Origin of the sequence: Pseudomonas sp. NPDC089569 (genome assembly GCF_050280625.1) — a bacterium.
Lineage (GTDB): Bacteria > Pseudomonadota > Gammaproteobacteria > Pseudomonadales > Pseudomonadaceae > Aquipseudomonas.
Window position 1 is genome coordinate 20216 of the sequence record NZ_JBNNVQ010000032.1, and the last position, 18282, is coordinate 38497.

Below are 18282 nucleotides of genomic sequence, written 5' to 3' on the forward strand. Positions count from 1 at the left end.
CCTGCCGCCATGGCGAGCGAGGGGGCCATTGTCTGACAAGGAAAACCGATGCGCATTCTGCTGCTATGCCTGTTCAGCCTGCTGGCTGCCTGCCAATCCCACGTTGTGGCGCCACCACCGGCCGCCATCGCCCCACAAGGGCGCGACCATGCCGACCTCGGCGTGATCCGCGAACTCGCCACCGGGCGCAGCCTGACACCACAAGAGCTGGTCGAGCGCCTGGCGACCGCGCCACGGGTGCTGGTCGGCGAGCAACACGACAACCCCGATCACCATGCCTTGCAACTGTGGCTGCTGCGCGAACTGGCGGCGCAACGCCCGCAAGGCAGCCTGCTGATGGAAATGCTCAACCCCGACCAACAGGTGAAAGTCGATGCGGCACAGGCCGCCACCCGTGCCGGTCAACCGCCGGCCGATCCTTATCAGGCGTTGTCCTGGCAGGCCAATTGGGATTGGGGGGTGTACGGTGCGCTGGTCACCTACGCCTTGCGCCAACCCTACCCGCTGCTCTCGGCCAACCTGGACCGCGCGCAGATCATGCAGATCTACAAGCAGCGGCCGACGCTCGAGGGACAGGCCTCCACCACTGCACAGGTGCAGGCGACATTGCTGGACGATATCCGCCAATCCCATTGCGGCTTGCTGCCTGAGTCGCAGATGCCGGCGATGCTCGCCGTGCAGCAGCAACGCGACCGGCGCATGGCCGAGCGCCTGTTGGCCGCACCGACACCAGCGGTATTGCTGGCCGGCTCGTTCCATGTGCGCAAGGACCTGGGCGTGCCGTTGCATCTGCAAGACCTCGGCGCAGGCCAGGGCAATGCCGTGCTGATCCTGGCCGAGGTGGGCAAGACCGTGACCGCCCAAAGCGCCGATTACGTGTGGTACACCGCGGCGCAACCGGAGCAGGATCACTGCGCGAAATTGCGATAACACGCAGGCAGCCTGACAACCGGCCTGATTCTGTGGCTGTTCTCATTCCAATGTGGGAGCGAGCCTGCTCGCGATGGCGGCCTGATGCCGTGCGGCGCTATCGAAAACGCTTCGCCGGCAAGCCTGGCTCCTACGGATTTTGCGGGCCCATGAAATGGCGGTGTATCGCGGCTCTGTAGGAGCGAGGCTTGCCCGCGAAGGCGGCCTCACGTCATGCGTCTATTTCGAAAACGCCTTCGCTGACGTCATGCGGCGCTATCAAAAACGCCTTCGCCGGCAAGCCTGGCTCCTACGAGGGGGTTTGGGGTCGACCATGAAATGGCGGTGCGTCGCGACTGCTGCACCATCACGGCGCCTGGAAGGTCTGCAGGTAAGCCAGCAGGTCGTCGATTTTTTCCTGATCGCTGATCCCCCAGAAAATCATCCGCGTGCCGGACACCACGGCTTTCGGGTCTTGTATATAGGCGGCGAGTTTTTCCCGTGTCCATACAACGCCTGATGACTTCATGGCATCGGAGTACTGATAGTCCGTCGTACTACCGGCAACGCGCCCGATCACATTGTTCAGCTGTGGGCCAAAGAACGCCCGTGCCGACTCGCCGACCTGATGGCAGCCGCCGCAGACCCGCTTGAACAACTTCCCGCCCGCTTCGGCATCACCCTGGGCGCAAGCCTGCAAACCGAACAGACCCGTACCCAGCCCCAGGATCAGTGCCATCACCGCCGCTTTACTCATCGACCACTCCAGATCAGGTATTACCCAGCGAAAACCGGCCGCCATTTGAGCATGAGCCGGCCTCTGTTCCGAAGCTTTTCATACCGTTCGCTTGAAAATCTGCCGTCCATCCTTCGCCGCTGGCAGACCGATAACCCACGCCTAAGCTGGCAGACACGGCGTCTTGCCTGAAACAACTCAGCAGTACCCCTGCCTTGATGAGGACTGTCCCATGCGAACCCATGTTCTCTTGTCCCTGCCTGCCCTGCTTTTAACCGCGAGCCTTTCGGCCCTGGCTGCCCCCCCTCCGGTCGTGACGCCCGTTTCGCAAATGCCTTTGCCTGACTACCCCGGCAAGGAAGTGCTGATGCTCACCGTCGAGTATCCGCCTGGCGGCGCCGATCCGATTCATCGGCACGACGCCCAGGCGTTTGTCTACGTGCTCGAAGGCTCCATCGTCATGGGGGTCAAGGGTGGCAAGGAAGTCACGCTCATGCCGGGGCAAACCTTCCACGAAGGCCCCGAAGACATTCACACGGTGGGCCGCAACGCCAGCCAGGACAAACCGGCCAAGTTCGTCGTGTTCTTGTTGAAAGACCAAAACAAGCCGGCGTTGATTCCGGTCAACAATTGATCTGCCCGGGTAAAAAAAAAACCGGAGCCAGGCTCCGGTTTTTTATGCCCCCGTAGGAGCCAGGCTTGCCGGCGAAGGCGACCTCACGTCAGGCAGCACCAATGAAAGCGCCTTCGCCGGCAAGTCGGATCGCCGCACCGCAGGCTCCTACAAACAGGCGAAACGATATAGTTATGTAAAAGGCGCCAAAAGCCTCAGTCCTTGAAATCGGTGGACAGTGCCAGTTCGTTCCACTGCGCCAGTTCCTGTTCAACGAAGCGGTTTTTCGCTTCGATGCGAGCCAGGGTGTCGCTGCCCAACGCCAGGCGCTGCGGCGGTTTTGGCGCGTTGACCAGGGCCAGCATGGCCTCGGCGAACTTCACCGGGTCGCCCGGCTGGGCGTGATTGGCCGACTCGGCATACTTGCGCATGGCACCCACTGTCTCGTCGTAGTCCGACAGCTCCAGTGCGGTCTTGATCAGCGACTGTTCATCGAGGAAGTCGGTGCGGAAGAACCCCGGCTCCACCACTGTCGCATGGATGCCCAATGGCGCCAGTTCCTGATGCAGTGCCTCGGTGATGCCTTCGACCGCAAACTTGGTGGAGCCGTAGACACCCCACCCCATGTAGGCCTGGTAACCGCCGATGGAGGAAATGTTGATGACGTGCCCGCTGCGCTGGCGACGCATGTGCGGCAGTACCGCACGGGTCACGTTGAGCACGCCGAAGACGTTGGTGGCGAACAGGCGTTCGGTCTCCTTGGCGCTGGTTTCTTCCACCGCACCCAGCACGCCGAAACCGGCATTATTGAGCAGTACGTCGATCCGGCCGAAACGCTTGATGCCTTCTGCCACGGCCTGATGGGCTTCTTCCTCGCGGGTCACGTCCAGACGCACGGCCAGCAGGTTCGGATGTTCGCCCAGACGGGCAGTGATGTCTTCGGGTTTGCGCGCGGTGGCAATCACCGCGTCACCGGCACGCAGGGCATGTTCTGCGACGAGGGTGCCAAAACCACGGGAAGCGCCAGTAATGAACCAGGTACGCATATCAACTCCTCCTGTCTGCGACCCTGCCTGATTGCCGGGTCATCTCGATGAGTTGACGCCACTGTAGAACTCCACTACTGATGTGATAATCCCAATAATTTTTCATGGCTTTGTGAAACCTGCTCACATATGAAAGCACCTTCGGCAGCCGACCTTTCGATCTTCCTTTGCGTGGCCAACCACCTGAACTTCAGCCGTGCCGCCGTCGAACTGGGTGTGACGCCTTCGGCGTTGAGCCATTCGGTGCGCACGCTGGAGAACCGCCTCGGTGTCAGGCTGTTCAACCGCACCACCCGCAGCGTCGGCCTGACCGAAGCCGGGGAACGCCTGTACGAACGATTGAAACCGGCCTTTCGCGATATCGACGATGCGCTGGAAGACCTCAACCATCTGCGCGACAAACCCTCGGGCAACTTGCGGATCACCGCCGGCCGCCAGGCCGCCGAACTGGTAGTGCTGCCGCTGGCCAGTCGGTTCCTCGCGGCCTACCCGGACGTGAAGCTGGAGATCGTGGCCGACGATGGCCTGGTCGATGTGGTCTCCGGCGGTTTTGATGCCGGCGTGCGCTTCGGCGCACGGCTGGAGGCCGATATGGTGTCGTTGCCCATTGGCGCTTACTTGCGTTCGGTGGTCGTCGGCTCACCGGCATTCTTTGCCCGGCATCCCGCTCCGCAACAACCCCGGGACCTGCATGGCCTGCCCTGCATCCGTCATCGCTTCCCCAGTGGCGCGCTGTATCGCTGGGAATTCGAACGTGGCGGTATCGCCCAGGAAATCGAAGTCGACGGCCCGCTGACCCTGGGCGACGTGAGCCTGATGGTCGACCCGGCAGTGCGCGGCGTCGGTATGGCCTACATTTTCGAGGACATGGTCAAGGCGCAACTGGCCGACGGCCGCCTGATTCAGGTACTGGGGGACTGGTGCCCCTATTACCCGGGGTTGCACCTCTATTACCCGAGTCGTCGGCATGTGCCGGCAACACTCAAGGCCTTTATCGAATTCGTTCGCGCCGATCGGCAGGCCGATCCGGCTCTGGCGCCACCAGTAACCCGGCCAGGCGTTTGATCAAGGGCGTTGCCAGCAGCACGAAGGGAATGAGAGTGGTCCAGGCCAGCAGCCAGGTCTTGAACCCGTAAACGAGCAGTGCCTGGGACGACAGACCGGATGGACTGGCAATCGCCGTGGCAATGGCACAGGTGATGGCCGACTGGATAACGCCGGTGACCTGTGGACGATAACGCGGGGGAATTCTGGGCATGATTCGGGTCTCGCGGTGAGCTGGCACTGCCCGGCAAAACGGGCAGCGCCAGGTGCCTGGGGGATGATCAGGCCTTGAGATAGTCCAGGGTCTGCGCCGTGGTCCACAGGGCGTTGGCGATGTAGCGGTAGTTGATCAGTGCCGCCAGGTAGCCATCGCCTTCCGGGGTGGTCGGGCCGGCGGTGGCGTCACGCACCACGGCCACCTCGAAGCCCTGCTCCAGCAGTTCACGCAAGTGCGATTCGACGCAGAGGTTCGCCGCCATGCCCGCCAGGATGATCTGCGAAACGCCCTTCTTGCGCAGTTGCAGGGCCAGGTCGTTGGTCTCCGGGCCGTAGACCTTGTGCGGCGAAGCGATGATGGTCTTGCCGTCGAGAATGTAGGGCTTGAACTCGGGCATGAAGTCGGCGCCGGAGTTTTCGAAACCGTCGAGGGTCAGCGGCCCCTGGCGATCGAACATGCAGATGCTGTGCATGACCTTCTCCAGCGGCCCGCCGAACTGCCATTCGTGATCGCATGGGTAGTAATAATGCGGGGAGACGGCAACGGTGATGCCCGCGCCCTTGGCGGCGGCGAACAACTGGCCCAGATGATTGACCACATCGTGTTCGACGATGCTCTTGCCGAATACCCCCCAGCTCACGCCTTCGGGGCTGAGGAAATCGATTTGCGGGTCGATCACTACCAACGCCGCGCGTGACAGGTCAAGCTTCATGCCCGGGTCGGGGAGCGCGGGCTCTGCCGGGTCGGCGTACTGTGGGGTGGTACGAATCGGATCATTGCTCATGTCTGTAGGCTCCTGTGAATGGACGACGGTCGTTCTGCGCCATGGCCCCTTCAAGGGGTTGTTTGCCATGGGAGAGAGCTGCATCCTACGGCCGCGACCTGCCCCACTTTTGCCAGGCCGTACACAGTCTTTACCCGGACGTCTCCAACATGGATATCCTTTCCGAATTCTTCGAACGCACGCACCTGCAGGGCCGTCTGTTCTTCGCCGGTCCAATGGACGGCACCCTGCTACTCGATAAGCCGCCGGGCATGGCGTTCATTCATGTGATCAGCCGCGGCGATATCGATATGGTGCAGCCAGGCCTGCCGAAAATATCCATCACCGAGCCCAGCGTGCTGTTTTGTCCCAGCAGTTGCCGCTACCAGTTGCGCTCAAGCTCGGCAGGCGGCGCGGAGCTGATCTGCGCCTCGTTCCAGTTCGGGCGTCACTCGCTACAGCCGTTCCCGCTGGGGCTCAAGCAAACCCTGGTGTTCCCCTTCCGGCAATTGAGCAACCTCATGCCCCTGCTTGGCACCCTGATCGACGAATTCCAGAGCCAGGCCCCGGGCCGCAGCAAGGCGCTGAACCTGCTGTTCGAATACGTTTTCGTGTTGCTGGTACGGCGTTCGGTCATGGAAGGCAAGATTTCCGGCGGTCTGCTCTACGCCCTGCAGGACGGGCGCCTAGCGCCCGTGTTCAATCGCATTCACCAGGAACCCGAGGCGCTCTGGACCGTCGAGAAACTGGCCAGCCTGGCGAACATGTCACGGTCGAAGTTCTCGGCCTGCTTCTCCCGAATCATGGACATCTCGCCCATGGGCTATGTCACCACCTGGCGCATGAAACTGGCCCAGGACCTGTTGCGCGACGGGGTACAGATCAAGGTGATTGCCGCGACGGTCGGCTACAGCTCCCAAGCCTCGTTTTCCCGGACCTTCCTCAACGTGGTCGGCTTGCCCCCGGCCGAATGGCTCAAACGCGATGGCAGTGACGATGCAGCAGGCAACGACGTAACCCAGGTGACGGCGCGAGTGCTGCGCGACCTGCCGGACAGTTCCACGAACAACCAACCCTGACAGAGAGAAAACGCGATGGTCACTTGCTACCTGAAATACGTGCTCGATCCCTACAAACTCGACGCGTTCGAACACTACGGCAAACTGTGGATCCCGCTGGTGGAAAAATTCGGCGGCCAGCACCACGGCTACTTCCTGCCCTCCGAGGGCGCCAACAACATCGCCATGGCGATGTTCACCTTCCCCAGCCTTGCGGCGTACGAATCCTATCGCCAACAGTCCATGAACGACCCGGACTGCATCGCCGCGTTCCGCTACGCCGAAGAGACCCGCTGCATCCTCAGTTATGAGCGCAGTTTCTTTCGGCCGGTGTTTGGCCAACCGCCAGCCTGAAATCACTCGAGGCACGGCAGAGCCCGACGCCGACCAAGCCCCCGCTATGGCTAATGGCTACCGTGCCGCATGTCTCAAAGCCTTCCGAACGCTGCCCCGACGTCTGGAAATGCGAGAAAAGCGACCTACGCTGAACCTGTCGAACTATGCGTTTGCAAATAAGAATGTTCTACGGTAGCGGCAGTTCGGGGGCTCCACCATGCAAGCACCACCGCGTCTGCTCTCAGGCCTTCACCTGCGTCCTCAACGTCAATCACTGGCCCTGGAGCCACGAATACTGTTCGACGGTGCCGCCGCCTCGGCCGCCGCCGACCAGCATCATGCCAATCCCGTAGTAGCGGCGCCGGCAGCTCCCGATGCCGCCGCACACGCCGCACCGACCGAAGGCCGCCCTACCACCGAACAAGCGCCCTCCGCTGCGCGCAGCCTGCTGGTACTGGACAGCCGCATCGAAAACCGCGAGCAACTGCTGGCCCAACTACCGGGCAACGTCACCGCCATTGTCGTCAATAGCAACCAGGATGGCCTGGCCGCGATCTCGGCAGCGCTGGAGCAATTGGGCAAGGTCGATTCCATCCAGGTGCTCTCACACGGTGCAGCCGGCCAGTTCACCCTCGGCAATCGCACAATCAGCTCCGACAACGTGGACCAATTTGCGCAAACCTTGCAGCAATGGCAGCACAACCTCACCGACAAAGCGGACATCCAGTTGTACGGCTGCAACATCGGGGCTGGCACCGCCGGCCAGACCCTGGTCACCGAACTGACCCGCTGGACCGGCGCCGATGTCGGGGCGTCGAACAACGACACCGGCAGTGCCGCAGCCGGGGGCGACTGGACGCTGGAAGTGCACGTGGGTGACATCGACAAGCCCATCGCCTTGAGCAGCCTGGCCCTGGCTGAATTCACCGGGCTGTTGCCAGACGCCGCACCCACGGCAGCCCTGCCGACCACAGCCCAGCAAGTTCTGCTGGGCGACCAGTTCAGTTTCACCGTCAATTTTTCCAATACCTCGACACAGCCAGGCTTTGCGCCCTTCATCGACCTGTTCATGCCGGCCACCGGCAAGGACGGTAACGATGGCGCCACCTTCATTTCTGCCAGTTACCTGGGCCAGAACCTGGTCAGTCACGTAGTAGTGTTCGATGCAGCAGGCAACGCTACCCACCCGCTTGCCAAAGACGCCAACGGCAACTTTCTGGTCCTGTCGGCCACGACCTTCGGCATGAACCCGGGGGATCAACTGGTGGTGCTGGAACTGCCCTTTGCCAGTGTTACTACCGATCAGCCCGTGATTGCCGTGCAGGTGACGGCAAGCCTGAGCAACCTGGCCGATACCAGCTTCTCCAATGGCAGCCCCGACCTGACCGTGAAAGTGAACGGTGGCTTCCAGTTCGGCAACGATGCCCAGGACAATCCCCTGGCCGACCCAAGCCTGATTCAGGCCGGGACCGCGAGCCTTGTGCTGCACCCGAGTGTCCTGACTTTTGACCAGACGATCAACGCCCCTGAAGGCGAAACGGCCACAGGCCCCAATTTCGAACGCACCCTGACCCTGACGGTCAACCCGGCGCCCGGCCAGACCCTCACCAATGTGTCGATCACTCAGCCGCTGCCTGACAATATCCAGGTCAATGCGATCACTCCCGGACCAGGCGGCGTCATCACTTCGATCACCCGACACGACGGCACTGTGGTGACGAACCCCACCGTCATTGCCGCCCTGATCGCTGCCAATGACGTCTTTATCGACTCATTTACCGTTCACTATGCCACCCTCACGGGCCCGACCAGCACGGTCGTCGCGTTTTATGTACCGGAGATCAACGGCGACGGCCAGACGATTCTCAATCCGGTCACCGGAGACGCCGTCACCATTACCATCGGTGCGCCTTCAGCGTCCGGCCAGTGGACACCACTGGACCCACGGGATGTGGTGGCGCCGAACACCACCATCGACTTCAGCGGTACCGGCGAAATCACCACATTTGTCGCCAAGTCCATCACCCTGCTCAAGCAAGTGACCGAACAGACCGATCTTGGCACGCCCGGCCTGACCCCCGGCGATACCTTGCAGTACACCCTCAATATCGCGGTGTCCGACTTCTTCGCCTTCGGCAAGGACTTCTTCGGCGGCGGTCAACTGGTGGTGCGTGACCAACTCAGCGACGGCCAGACCCTGGTCGGCACACCGACCATGACCGTTACGCTCAACGGGGTGTCGCAGACCATTACCCTGGTGACCGCGCCCCCGGTGGTCAACGCCGACGGCACCACGTCGCTGGTCTTCGACATCGCCCAATCCTTGCAAAACGCATTTTTCGAATTCCGCGGCTGGCTCAACGGTGACCTGGCCTTCGATACGCAACTGCAGGGTGCCGTGCTGGCAGTACTGAGCTACTCCGCCGTGGTCGGGCAAAGCTACAAGCCACCTTCCGGAGCGCCCCACAGCGAGATCAACGAAGGCGATGACGTGGGCAACAACGCCGTCGTCGACGGCACCCTCCTGCAAGATCCGTTCAACCTGACCGGGGCCTCGGAGACCGATACCTCGGCAACACTGAGCACGGTGCCCACCCACACCGTGGACATCCTGGTGCTGGACGTCAACAACCTGCCGCCGCCGAGCAATGGCGAGCTGCGCCCGGGGGACGAAGTCACCTTCCAGCTCAGTTACGACCTGGTGACCGGCGACTACGAACAATTCAAGCTGACCACCTACCTGCCCTTGCCGTTGTTCGATGTGTCGGCCATTACCTGGACCGTGGGCGATCAGGCCGGGCAATGGCAGATCGGCACCGGCAACACCAACGCCGGTGCCCTGGTCAGCGTCACCAGCGGCCCGGGCAACTCGGTGATCTTCGATTTCGGCAACTTTGTGTCAGCTGCCACTGTCGGCAGCCGCATCGTGGTGAATTTTACCCTGCGCGTGGGTGACCAACCGTTTGCCGATCAGCGTTCGCTGGATGTGCTGGCCCAGTCCAGCCAGCAGACCACCCTGACCGACCGGACCTTGATTTCATCCGATGTCGCCGTCATCACCTCCATCGCCGAACCGGTACTGGCGATCAAGCATGGGGTGGTGGCTGCGTCCAATGGCACGGTCACCGGCACCACCGGCAGCTGGAACGCGCCGGGTACCCAGGGTGTGCCTTTCAGCGGCAGCGTGATTGACCTGGCGGCCGTGGACGGCAATGTCAGCGGTATCGACGGCGGCGACCTGCTGCGTCTGGTGACAGCCATCGAGAACAGCGGAGGTGGCGGCGCCTTCGACGTGATTACCCGTATCACTTTGCCGACGGGCCTGAGTTTCGTCGGAGGCAGCCTGGCCAGTGCCAATCTGCAAATCTACCGGGGCGACGGCACACAGTTGATCCTCGGTGTGGACTACAGCGTGACCGGCAACCAGGTGACTTTCCTGGACGCCGGCGGCCAGGCCACGCTGCTGGCGGGGCGCAGCGGCACAGCCGCCGACAACAGCGGTGCCAATCTGCTGGTGATCAGCTATGACGTGGTGGTCAGCGCCACCATCGACGCCAGCCGCAGCTTGCAGAGTACGGGCGTGCTGACCAACTATGCCAGCGTCAACAATGGTCAGGACTTCACGCCCACCGACCTGCAGGACCTTGCCAGCCAACAGGTGGCTGCGCCCGATGTGCGCAAGACTTTCGCCGATGGCAGCCTCGATAACGGCGACTCCAGTGCCCCCCACACCACCGGCAGCGACCTGGTGGTGGGCGAAAGCATGCGCTACGACATCGTCGTCACCCTGCCTGAAGGCACCACTCAGACACTGCGTATCGACGACCTCATACCACCGGGCCTGCGCCTGGACACCAGCTTCAACGGTGGTCTGGGCTATCAGATCATCACCACCACGGCCGGTAGCGGTGCCCTTGCCGCCAATTTCGCCGGCTCCGTGGTGGTCAGCAGCTTTACCGGCCAAGGCGGCACCCTGGGTGGCGACGGTGTCGATGGTCGGCTGACCTTCAGCGTTTCCAGCGCCAACGCCGACAATGTGACCGGCAACAACAGCTTTGTGATCCGCCTGCAACTGGTCGCCAACAACGTCATCGGCAACCAGGCCACCAAATCCCTGCAGAACAGTACACAAGCACTGTACAGCGACCCGGATGGCGACACCGCCAATGGCGCGACGCCGCTGGATCGCGCCGTTGCAATCACAGGCGGGGAACCGACCATTACCATTCGCGAGCCGACACTGCAGGTGACCCAGGTCCTGACCTCGGTCGCCAACCCCGCCGGCTACGATCAGGGCGACGTGGTCTCGTTCAACATCACCCTCAGCAATGGCAATGCCAGCAGCGATTTCAATGCCTTCGACATCACCTTTCTCGACAACCTGCCGACCGAGCTCAATAACCTGACCCTGACCGGCGTGCTCTATCAGAACGGTGCAACCAACAACGGCGGCGTGGACTTCATATTGGTCAACGGCCAGTTGCGCACGGTCAATGGCGCCAATATCGATATCCCCAAAGGCGGCAGCATCGTCTTGCAGGTGACCGGCGTGGTCAATGCCACGGCCGCCGGTGAGTCGGTTTTTACCAATACCGCGACGGCGCAATGGACCAGCCTGGACGGTACCCAGGCCAGCGAGCGCACGGGTGTCGACGGCCTCATCGGCAGCGGTGTGCTCAACGACTATCGCACAAGCTCGGTCCTGGTCATCGACGTCGCCCAGAAAATGCAAATCTCGCGGGTCGGCGGCCTGCCCGACAGTCTGGCGGCGATCCCGACGACTGCACCATTGGAGGCGGTGACCATCGGAGAGATCATCCGCTATCGGGTGGTCGTGCTGGTCCCCGAGGGCAATAACCCCAACTATCAGATTCAGATCACCTTGCCCAACGGCCTTGAGTTCATCTCGCCCGATGCCCTGGCCAACGCCCTGCGCATCGCCTTCATTTCCAACGGCGGCTTGTCCAGTGATGCGAACCTGATCGTCGGGGGCACACTCAATGTCACCGGCAACCAGAACAACCCCGAAGCCCTGCCAATCACCCCGGACCTTTCCGGTGTAGCGCCCACCGGGATACTCGACCCTACTCGCGTGGTCGTGGTCACCAACCCCGACGGCAGTCAGACCATTACTTTCAACCTGGGCAACCTGGTCAACGCGGAAAGTGATGCCGACCTGGAAGGTATCTCCCTGGAGTTCAACGTCCGTGTCAGCAATGAAGCGTCCAATATTGCCGGTGCCCAGTTGCCAGTGACCGCCCACGAAATTGTCAACGGTATTGGCCGGTCCAGCAGCGACACCATTTTCGAGCAGGTGGTGGAACCCGGTTTCACCGGCCTGGACAAATTCATCAGCAGTTTCGACCCGAACCCGAGCGGCAGCACCGGTACGGCCACCGTACAAATCAACTTCACGCAAAACGGTGGCCTGCCTGCCTACGACACCCACCTCACCGACAGCTTCGTCGGCGGCAGCGGTTATACCCTGATCAGTGTGCAGATCAACGGCACCAGCTTCGGCCCGGGCAACCTGCCAAGCGGCGTCACGTTCAGCACCACCGGTGGCCTGAGCGTAGACTTCGCCCAACTGAACGTCGGCACGAAGGTCAGCGTGCTCTATCAGGTGACCCTGCCCAACAATGCGGTCATTGCCAGCAGCGATGCCACCCTGACCTGGAGCAGCCTGCCAGAAACCTTCACCAGCTTCGGCGGCTCTGCGATCGGCCCTGACGGTACTGTTACCGGTGAGCGCACGGGCAGTACCGTGGGGCCCAACCAGTACATTCTTCACGACAATGCAGGGCTGGGTGTCATCAGCGGCACCTTGTGGAACGACACCGCCTCGGCCACCGCCAGCGCCGTACCCGATGGTGCCGGCCTGGCCGGGCAAACCGTGACCCTGACCTGGGCCGGCCTCGACGGCTCACTGGCCACCACCGCCGACAACCTGCAGTTCAGCACCCTGACCGATGCCAATGGCCAATACCATTTCGGCGTGCTGCCGACCGGGGTATTCCGCATCGATGTACCGGCCGGTTTGATCAGCTACCCGCAACCGCTGGGTAGCCTGCGCGTGCGTATCGACACTGAGGCTGCCACGCCCCTGGGCCAGATCAACGTCACCCTCGGCGATGCCGCCACGGCCAATGCGAACGCAGGTTTCGTCGAACAGAACGACGCCCCGGTCAACATTCTTCCTGGCACCCAGAACGGTCAGGAGGATATCCCGCTGCCTATCACCGGCATTCGCGTGGCGGACGTGGATGCCGACCGCGATCCCAACCCTGCCGATCGCACCCTGAGCATCACCTTGACCGTGCTGCACGGTACCCTGTCCCTGAGCGCCACGCCGCCCGGCGTCGTGGTCACGGGTAGCAATACCGCCAACCTGAACCTCACCGGCAACCTGGCCGATATCAACCTGGCCCTGGCCAACCTGCTCTATCTGGGCAATGCCAACTTCAACGGAAACGACACCCTGACCGTTTTGAGCAACGACCAGGGTAATTTCGGCGATGCCAATGGCGACGGCACGCCTGGCACGCCGGCCGATGCCCTGACCGACCAGGACAGCCTGCTGATCGTGCTCGCCGCCGTGAATGACAACCCGCAAGCCTTTCCGGACACCGCAGTGGCAGTGGAAGCCGGTGGTACCGCCAACAACGTGCCCGGCGTCAACCCCCAGGCCAATTTGTTGACCAACGACACTGACGTGGACATCGCCACCAATAGCGACCAACTGCATATAGCCTCGGCAGGCGTGAACCTGGCCTCGCAGGTGGCCATCCCGGCCAACAGTGTCACCGCGATCACGGGCCAGTTCGGTCAACTGGTGGTCAACAGCAACGGTACGTACCAATACATCGTCGACAACAACAACCCTCAGGTACAGGCCTTGCGCCTGGCCAACCAGATTCTCACCGAACAGTTCACGTATGTGCTTTCCGACATTGCCGGGGCGACCAGCAGTTCGACCCTGACCGTGACTATCCAGGGCGCCAACGATACGCCGGCAGGTGTCGATGATGCCGACACCGCCATCGAAAAAGGCGGTGTGGCCAATGGCTCCGGCGGCGCCGATGCCGTCGGCAATGTGCTGAGCAACGACACCGACGTCGATAGCGTCGCCAACGGCGAAACGAAAACCGTGGTGGGCATCCGCGCCTTGCGCGAGACCGCGGCAGGTACCTTCGTCGCCGTTGCCGCGGGCACTCCCACCAGCGTCAATGGAACCTTCGGCACCCTGACGATCAATGCCGACGGCAGCTACCGCTATGTCGTCGATAACAACAACACGGCGGTCCAGCGCCTGGGCGCCAATGACCAATTGATCGAGTTCTTCAGCTACCGGTTGACCGACGCAGGTGGCTTGAACGATGTGGCCCAGTTGCGCATCGTCATCCAGGGCGCGTTCGACAACCCTGTGGCCAGCGACGACCAGGCGGCTGCGCAAGCGGCTTCAACCAATGGCGATGCGGCGGAGAGCAACCCCACCGGCAATGTGATCCTGTTTCCCAGCCGCCCCGGTCCCATTGACCAACCGGGAGGCAACGGCGTGGACCAGGACGTGGACCGTGCCGACCGACCCAGCAGCCTGCTGCGGGTCGACGGTGTAATCGCCTCATCCGAGCAGAATTTCGTCAACAATGGCGGAACGCTGACGAGCGTCACTGCCGGTACGACCTCGGCCAACGGCACGCTGATCAACGGGCTCTTTGGCACCTTGCGCATCGGTGCCGACGGTTCGTTCTTCTACGACGTCGACAGTACCAATGCGACTGTCCAGGCCCTGCAGGCCGGACAGACCGTCACCGAATTCTTCACCTACCGCCTGGTCGACAGCGAAAACCTGACCGACGTGGCGCAACTGGTCATCACCGTACACGGCGTCAATGACCCGCCCGTGGCGCAAAACCTGGTGTCGCTGGCCACCGAGAGCGGCGGCATCAACAACACGTCGCCCGGGGTCAACCCCAGCGGCGATGCCACTGCCACGGCGTTCGACCCGGACGGCGACCCGATCACCGTAATCCTCATCCAGGCCGAAGGTACGTCCGGCACGCCGGTGCCGGTAGTGACCGGCGGCACCACCGTAATCGGCCTGTACGGCACCCTGACCATCAACTCGAACGGCAGCTACACCTATACCGTCAATAACAGCAACCCGGACGTAGAAGCATTGCGCTTGAGCAGCGACCTGCTGCTGGAACGCTTCACTTACACCATCAGCGATGGCACCACCCCCACGCCAGAGACCGACACCGCAGAAATCATCGTGGTGATCCGCGGCCAGAATGACAATCCGGTGGCCATCGACGATGCCGGCACGGCTATTGAAGCAGGCGGCCTGAACAACAATGTTCCCGGCCAGGACCCGAGCGGCAATGTACTGACCAATGACAGCGATGTGGACGGCGGTGAAATCCCGGCTGACCTGCCGGCCCACGACTACGGCGAAACCCGGGCCGTATCCTCGGTACGCACCGGCACCGAGACAGGCACCGGCACCGCTGGCGTGCTGGGCACCGAGTTGCGTGGGGTCTTCGGCTGGCTGACTCTCAATGCCGATGGCAGTTACACCTATCGCCTGGACAACACCATGACCGAAGTGCAGCAACTGCGCGTCGGCAACACCCTGGCGGACAACTTCAGCTACACCGTGATCGATGCCGCCGGCGCCGAAGACCGCGCCAGCCTTCTGATCACCATCCAGGGCGCCAATGACACCCCGATTGCGCAAGACGACAGTGCCACGGCCATAGAAGCCGGCGGGCTGAACAACTCCCTGCCGGGCTTCAACCCCAGCGGCAATGTCCTGACCAACGATAGCGATGTGGATGCCTTTGGCGAGACCCTGACGGTGATCGGCGTCAACCAGGGCCTCAAGACAGGCGTGATCGGCACGCCCCTGACCGGCAATTTCGGCACCCTTACCCTCAATGCCGACGGCAGCTACAACTACCAGCTGGACAACAACAACCCGGCGGTCCAGGCACTGCGCTCCCTGATCGATACCCTGAAGGAATCCTTTACCTACACTATTCGCGATCTTGCAGGGGCGACCAGCACGGCCATTCTCACCATCACCATTCGCGGCAGCGACGACTCGCCCCTGGCGGTTCCCGACTTCGCCATCGCCGATGAGGCCGGGGGCACTTTCAACACCACGCCGGGCGTCGACCCCAGCGGCAACGTGCTGACCAATGATCGTGATGTCGACAGCAACGATTCAAGGCTCGTCACCGGCATTCACCTCGGGCTTCCCGACACAAACAGAGCCTTCGAACTGGTGGGTACCCGGCAGGTCATCGGCGGACTGTATGGCAACCTGGTGATTGGCAACAATGGTGGCTTCTCCTATTCCATCAACCAGAACCTCGCCGCGGTGCAGGCCTTGAAGGCCGGCGAGATTCTGGTTGAAACCTTTACCTACCGAATGCTCGACGGACTCGGTTTTTCAGATAACGCCCCCCTCATCATCACCATCCGCGGCGCCTTTGACGCACCCGTTGCCAACGACGACTTCGCTCTGGCGGCGGCCGACAACGGCGCCGGCAACAGCGTCAACCCCACCGGCAACGTGCTGCCCAACGACACCGATGTCGACCAGGGCGATCAGAAACAGGTGAGCGCAGTACGCGCCGGCACCGAATCCGTGCCGGGGGCCCTGGCCAGCGTCAATGCCGGTACCGACAGCACCAGCGGCACCCTGGTAATCGGCCTGTACGGTGAACTGATCATTGGCGCCGACGGCAGCTTCATCTACAACGTCGACAGCGAAAACCCCACGGTAAAGGCGCTTGGACCGTTGCAGTTTCTCCAGGACACCTTCACCTATCAGGTCACCGACCTGGGTGGCTTGAGCGACCTGGCACAAATCAACATCGTCGTGCGTGGCCGCAACGATGCCCCGGTTGCCATCGACGACACCGGGGCAGCGGTGGAAGCCGGCGGCCTGAACAATGCCCAGGCGGGCGTGAACCCCAGTGGCAATGTCATTACCAACGATACGGACGCCGAAGGCGATGCCCTGCACATTGCGGCCATTCGCACCGGTGCCGAAGCCGCCAGTGGTGTCGCCGGCACCGTCGGCACGGCATTGCGAGGCCTCTATGGCGACCTCACGATCAATGCCGACGGCAGCTACACCTATATCGTCGACAACAGCCTCGCCGCCGTGCAGGCCTTGCGCATCAGCGGGCAAACCCTGACGGACGTTTTCACCTACACCCTGAGTGACGTGCTTGGCGCCACTGACACGGCCCAGTTGACCCTCACCATCGATGGGCGCAACGACACACCTGTGGCCCGGGACGATGGGACAATTGCTGTGGAGGCCGGTGGTGTCGCCAATGGCACGCCGGGCAGCAACGGCACCGGCAATGTGCTGGACAACGACACCGACGTCGACAGCGTCGCCAACGGTGAAAGCAGACAGGTGCTCAACGTTGTCAGCGAAACCGGACAAGCGGCCAGCGCCGGACAGGTCCTGATCGGCCGCTACGGCCAGCTCACCCTGAACGCCGATGGCAGCTACAGCTATGTGATCGACAACAACAACCCCACCGTCCAGGCCCTGCGCACCGCCGGCAATACCCTGTCGGAAACCTTCACCTACCGCATGCGCGACAGCGTCGGTGCAACCTCCGATGCCCGCCTGACCGTGGTTATCCAAGGCGCCGACGACGCCCCCGTGGCGCAAAACGACAGCAGCGTCGCCAACAGTGAAGTGTCTGCCCCACAAACCAGCGGCAATGTCTTGCCCAACGATACCGACGTGGACGCCAACGATAATCTGCACGTAGTGGCCATCCGTACGGGCGCCGAAAACGCGAGCGGCACTGCCGGCATCATCGGCCAACCCCTGCAAGGGCTCTATGGCACGCTGATCCTCAATGCCGATGGCAGCTATACCTATTCCATCGACCTGACCAACCCGCAAGTCCTGGCGGCGGCAGGCCTGGGGCAGGTGCTGCGGGACGTGTTCACCTACACCATCAATGACCTGGCCGGTGCCAGCGACCAGGCCGAGCTGAGCATCGTCCTCGACATCGCCGCGCCTTTCATTCCCGCTCCTGCAGAAGCGATTTTCAACCGGGGCGCCAGCGATACATTCACGAACCTGCCGATACCTGATGTGCGACCTGCAATCTTCATCAGCCCGGTGGTGGAGCGCGACGCGCTGCTGCAGGAGGTTTCCGGTTGGCAATCCGACGGCAGTCGTATCTGGCTGGCGCTGGCAGCACCGCAGCAGAGTGAATCGATCGGTGCCGGCCTGGGTGAAGTACAGGGCCAATTCGTCAGCCAGGTGGTGCGCCAGAGCCAGACTGTCAGCGACCTGGAACTGGCCTGGTTGTTGGGCCGTCAGGGCCGTATCGGCCTGAGTGCCGACGATCTGTTGAGCGATCCATCGGTGTTTACCGTTGACCCGGCCCACCTGACCAAAGGCCCGGCCCAGGTCGAACACCCCAAAGAGACAAGGACCCCGCGCGGCTTCACCGCTCAATTGCACGCCGCCGCGCATCGCCTGTATCGGCATGGACGCAACATGCCTGAATAA

General features: G+C 62.3%; 10 protein-coding genes. 6 read left to right on the forward strand and 4 right to left on the reverse strand.

From position 1 onward, the window contains the following. The first annotated feature begins 48 nt into the window (after window positions 1–48). Complete coding sequence (locus ACQKP2_RS15075; RefSeq protein WP_427577492.1) at window positions 49–930, forward strand: ChaN family lipoprotein; 882 nt, start codon at window positions 49–51, stop codon at window positions 928–930. Window positions 931–1276: 346 nt separating this feature from the next. Here the strand turns inward: ACQKP2_RS15075 and ACQKP2_RS15080 are convergent, their stop codons facing one another. Further along, entirely contained in the window at window positions 1277–1666 is a 390-nt protein-coding gene (locus tag ACQKP2_RS15080) for a c-type cytochrome (protein ID WP_427577494.1), read from the reverse strand. 211 nt (window positions 1667–1877) lie between these two features. Between ACQKP2_RS15080 and ACQKP2_RS15085 the strand changes: the two genes are divergently transcribed. Beyond that, entirely contained in the window at window positions 1878–2279 is a 402-nt protein-coding gene (locus tag ACQKP2_RS15085; RefSeq protein ID WP_427577496.1) for a cupin domain-containing protein, read from the forward strand. Between the two features lie 194 nt (window positions 2280–2473). Here the strand turns inward: ACQKP2_RS15085 and ACQKP2_RS15090 are convergent, their stop codons facing one another. Continuing rightward, window positions 2474–3304 carry an oxidoreductase gene (locus ACQKP2_RS15090; protein ID WP_427577498.1) on the reverse strand — a complete coding sequence of 277 codons (831 nt, stop codon included), beginning with the start codon at window positions 3302–3304 and terminating at the stop codon, window positions 2474–2476. Window positions 3305–3433: 129 nt separating this feature from the next. Between ACQKP2_RS15090 and ACQKP2_RS15095 the strand changes: the two genes are divergently transcribed. Further along, window positions 3434–4369 carry a LysR family transcriptional regulator gene (locus ACQKP2_RS15095; RefSeq protein ID WP_427577499.1) on the forward strand — a complete coding sequence of 312 codons (936 nt, stop codon included), beginning with the start codon at window positions 3434–3436 and terminating at the stop codon, window positions 4367–4369. Here the strand turns inward: ACQKP2_RS15095 and ACQKP2_RS15100 are convergent. Both ACQKP2_RS15100 and ACQKP2_RS15105 read right to left on the reverse strand, forming a co-directional pair. Next, entirely contained in the window at window positions 4296–4562 is a 267-nt protein-coding gene (locus ACQKP2_RS15100) for a hypothetical protein (RefSeq protein ID WP_427577501.1), read from the reverse strand. The two genes, ACQKP2_RS15095 and ACQKP2_RS15100, sit on opposite strands and share 74 nt — an antisense overlap. A 67-nt stretch (window positions 4563–4629) precedes the next feature. Beyond that, window positions 4630–5349, reverse strand: coding sequence for a cysteine hydrolase family protein (locus ACQKP2_RS15105; RefSeq protein WP_427577502.1), 720 nt, complete (start codon window positions 5347–5349; stop codon window positions 4630–4632). Window positions 5350–5498: 149 nt separating this feature from the next. On the opposite strand from ACQKP2_RS15105, the gene ACQKP2_RS15110 reads away from it, so the two are divergent. The 3 genes from ACQKP2_RS15110 to ACQKP2_RS15120 all read left to right on the forward strand — a co-directional run bounded on the left by ACQKP2_RS15110 (window position 5499) and on the right by ACQKP2_RS15120 (window position 18282). Then, complete coding sequence (locus ACQKP2_RS15110) at window positions 5499–6407, forward strand: AraC family transcriptional regulator (RefSeq protein WP_427577503.1); 909 nt, start codon at window positions 5499–5501, stop codon at window positions 6405–6407. 15 nt (window positions 6408–6422) lie between these two features. Then, window positions 6423–6740, forward strand: a complete 318-nt coding sequence (locus tag ACQKP2_RS15115) for an NIPSNAP family protein (protein WP_427577504.1) — start codon at window positions 6423–6425, stop codon at window positions 6738–6740. Window positions 6741–6939: 199 nt separating this feature from the next. Further along, a complete protein-coding gene (locus ACQKP2_RS15120) occupies window positions 6940–18282 on the forward strand; it encodes a VCBS domain-containing protein (protein WP_427577506.1) in 11343 nt (3780 codons plus the stop codon).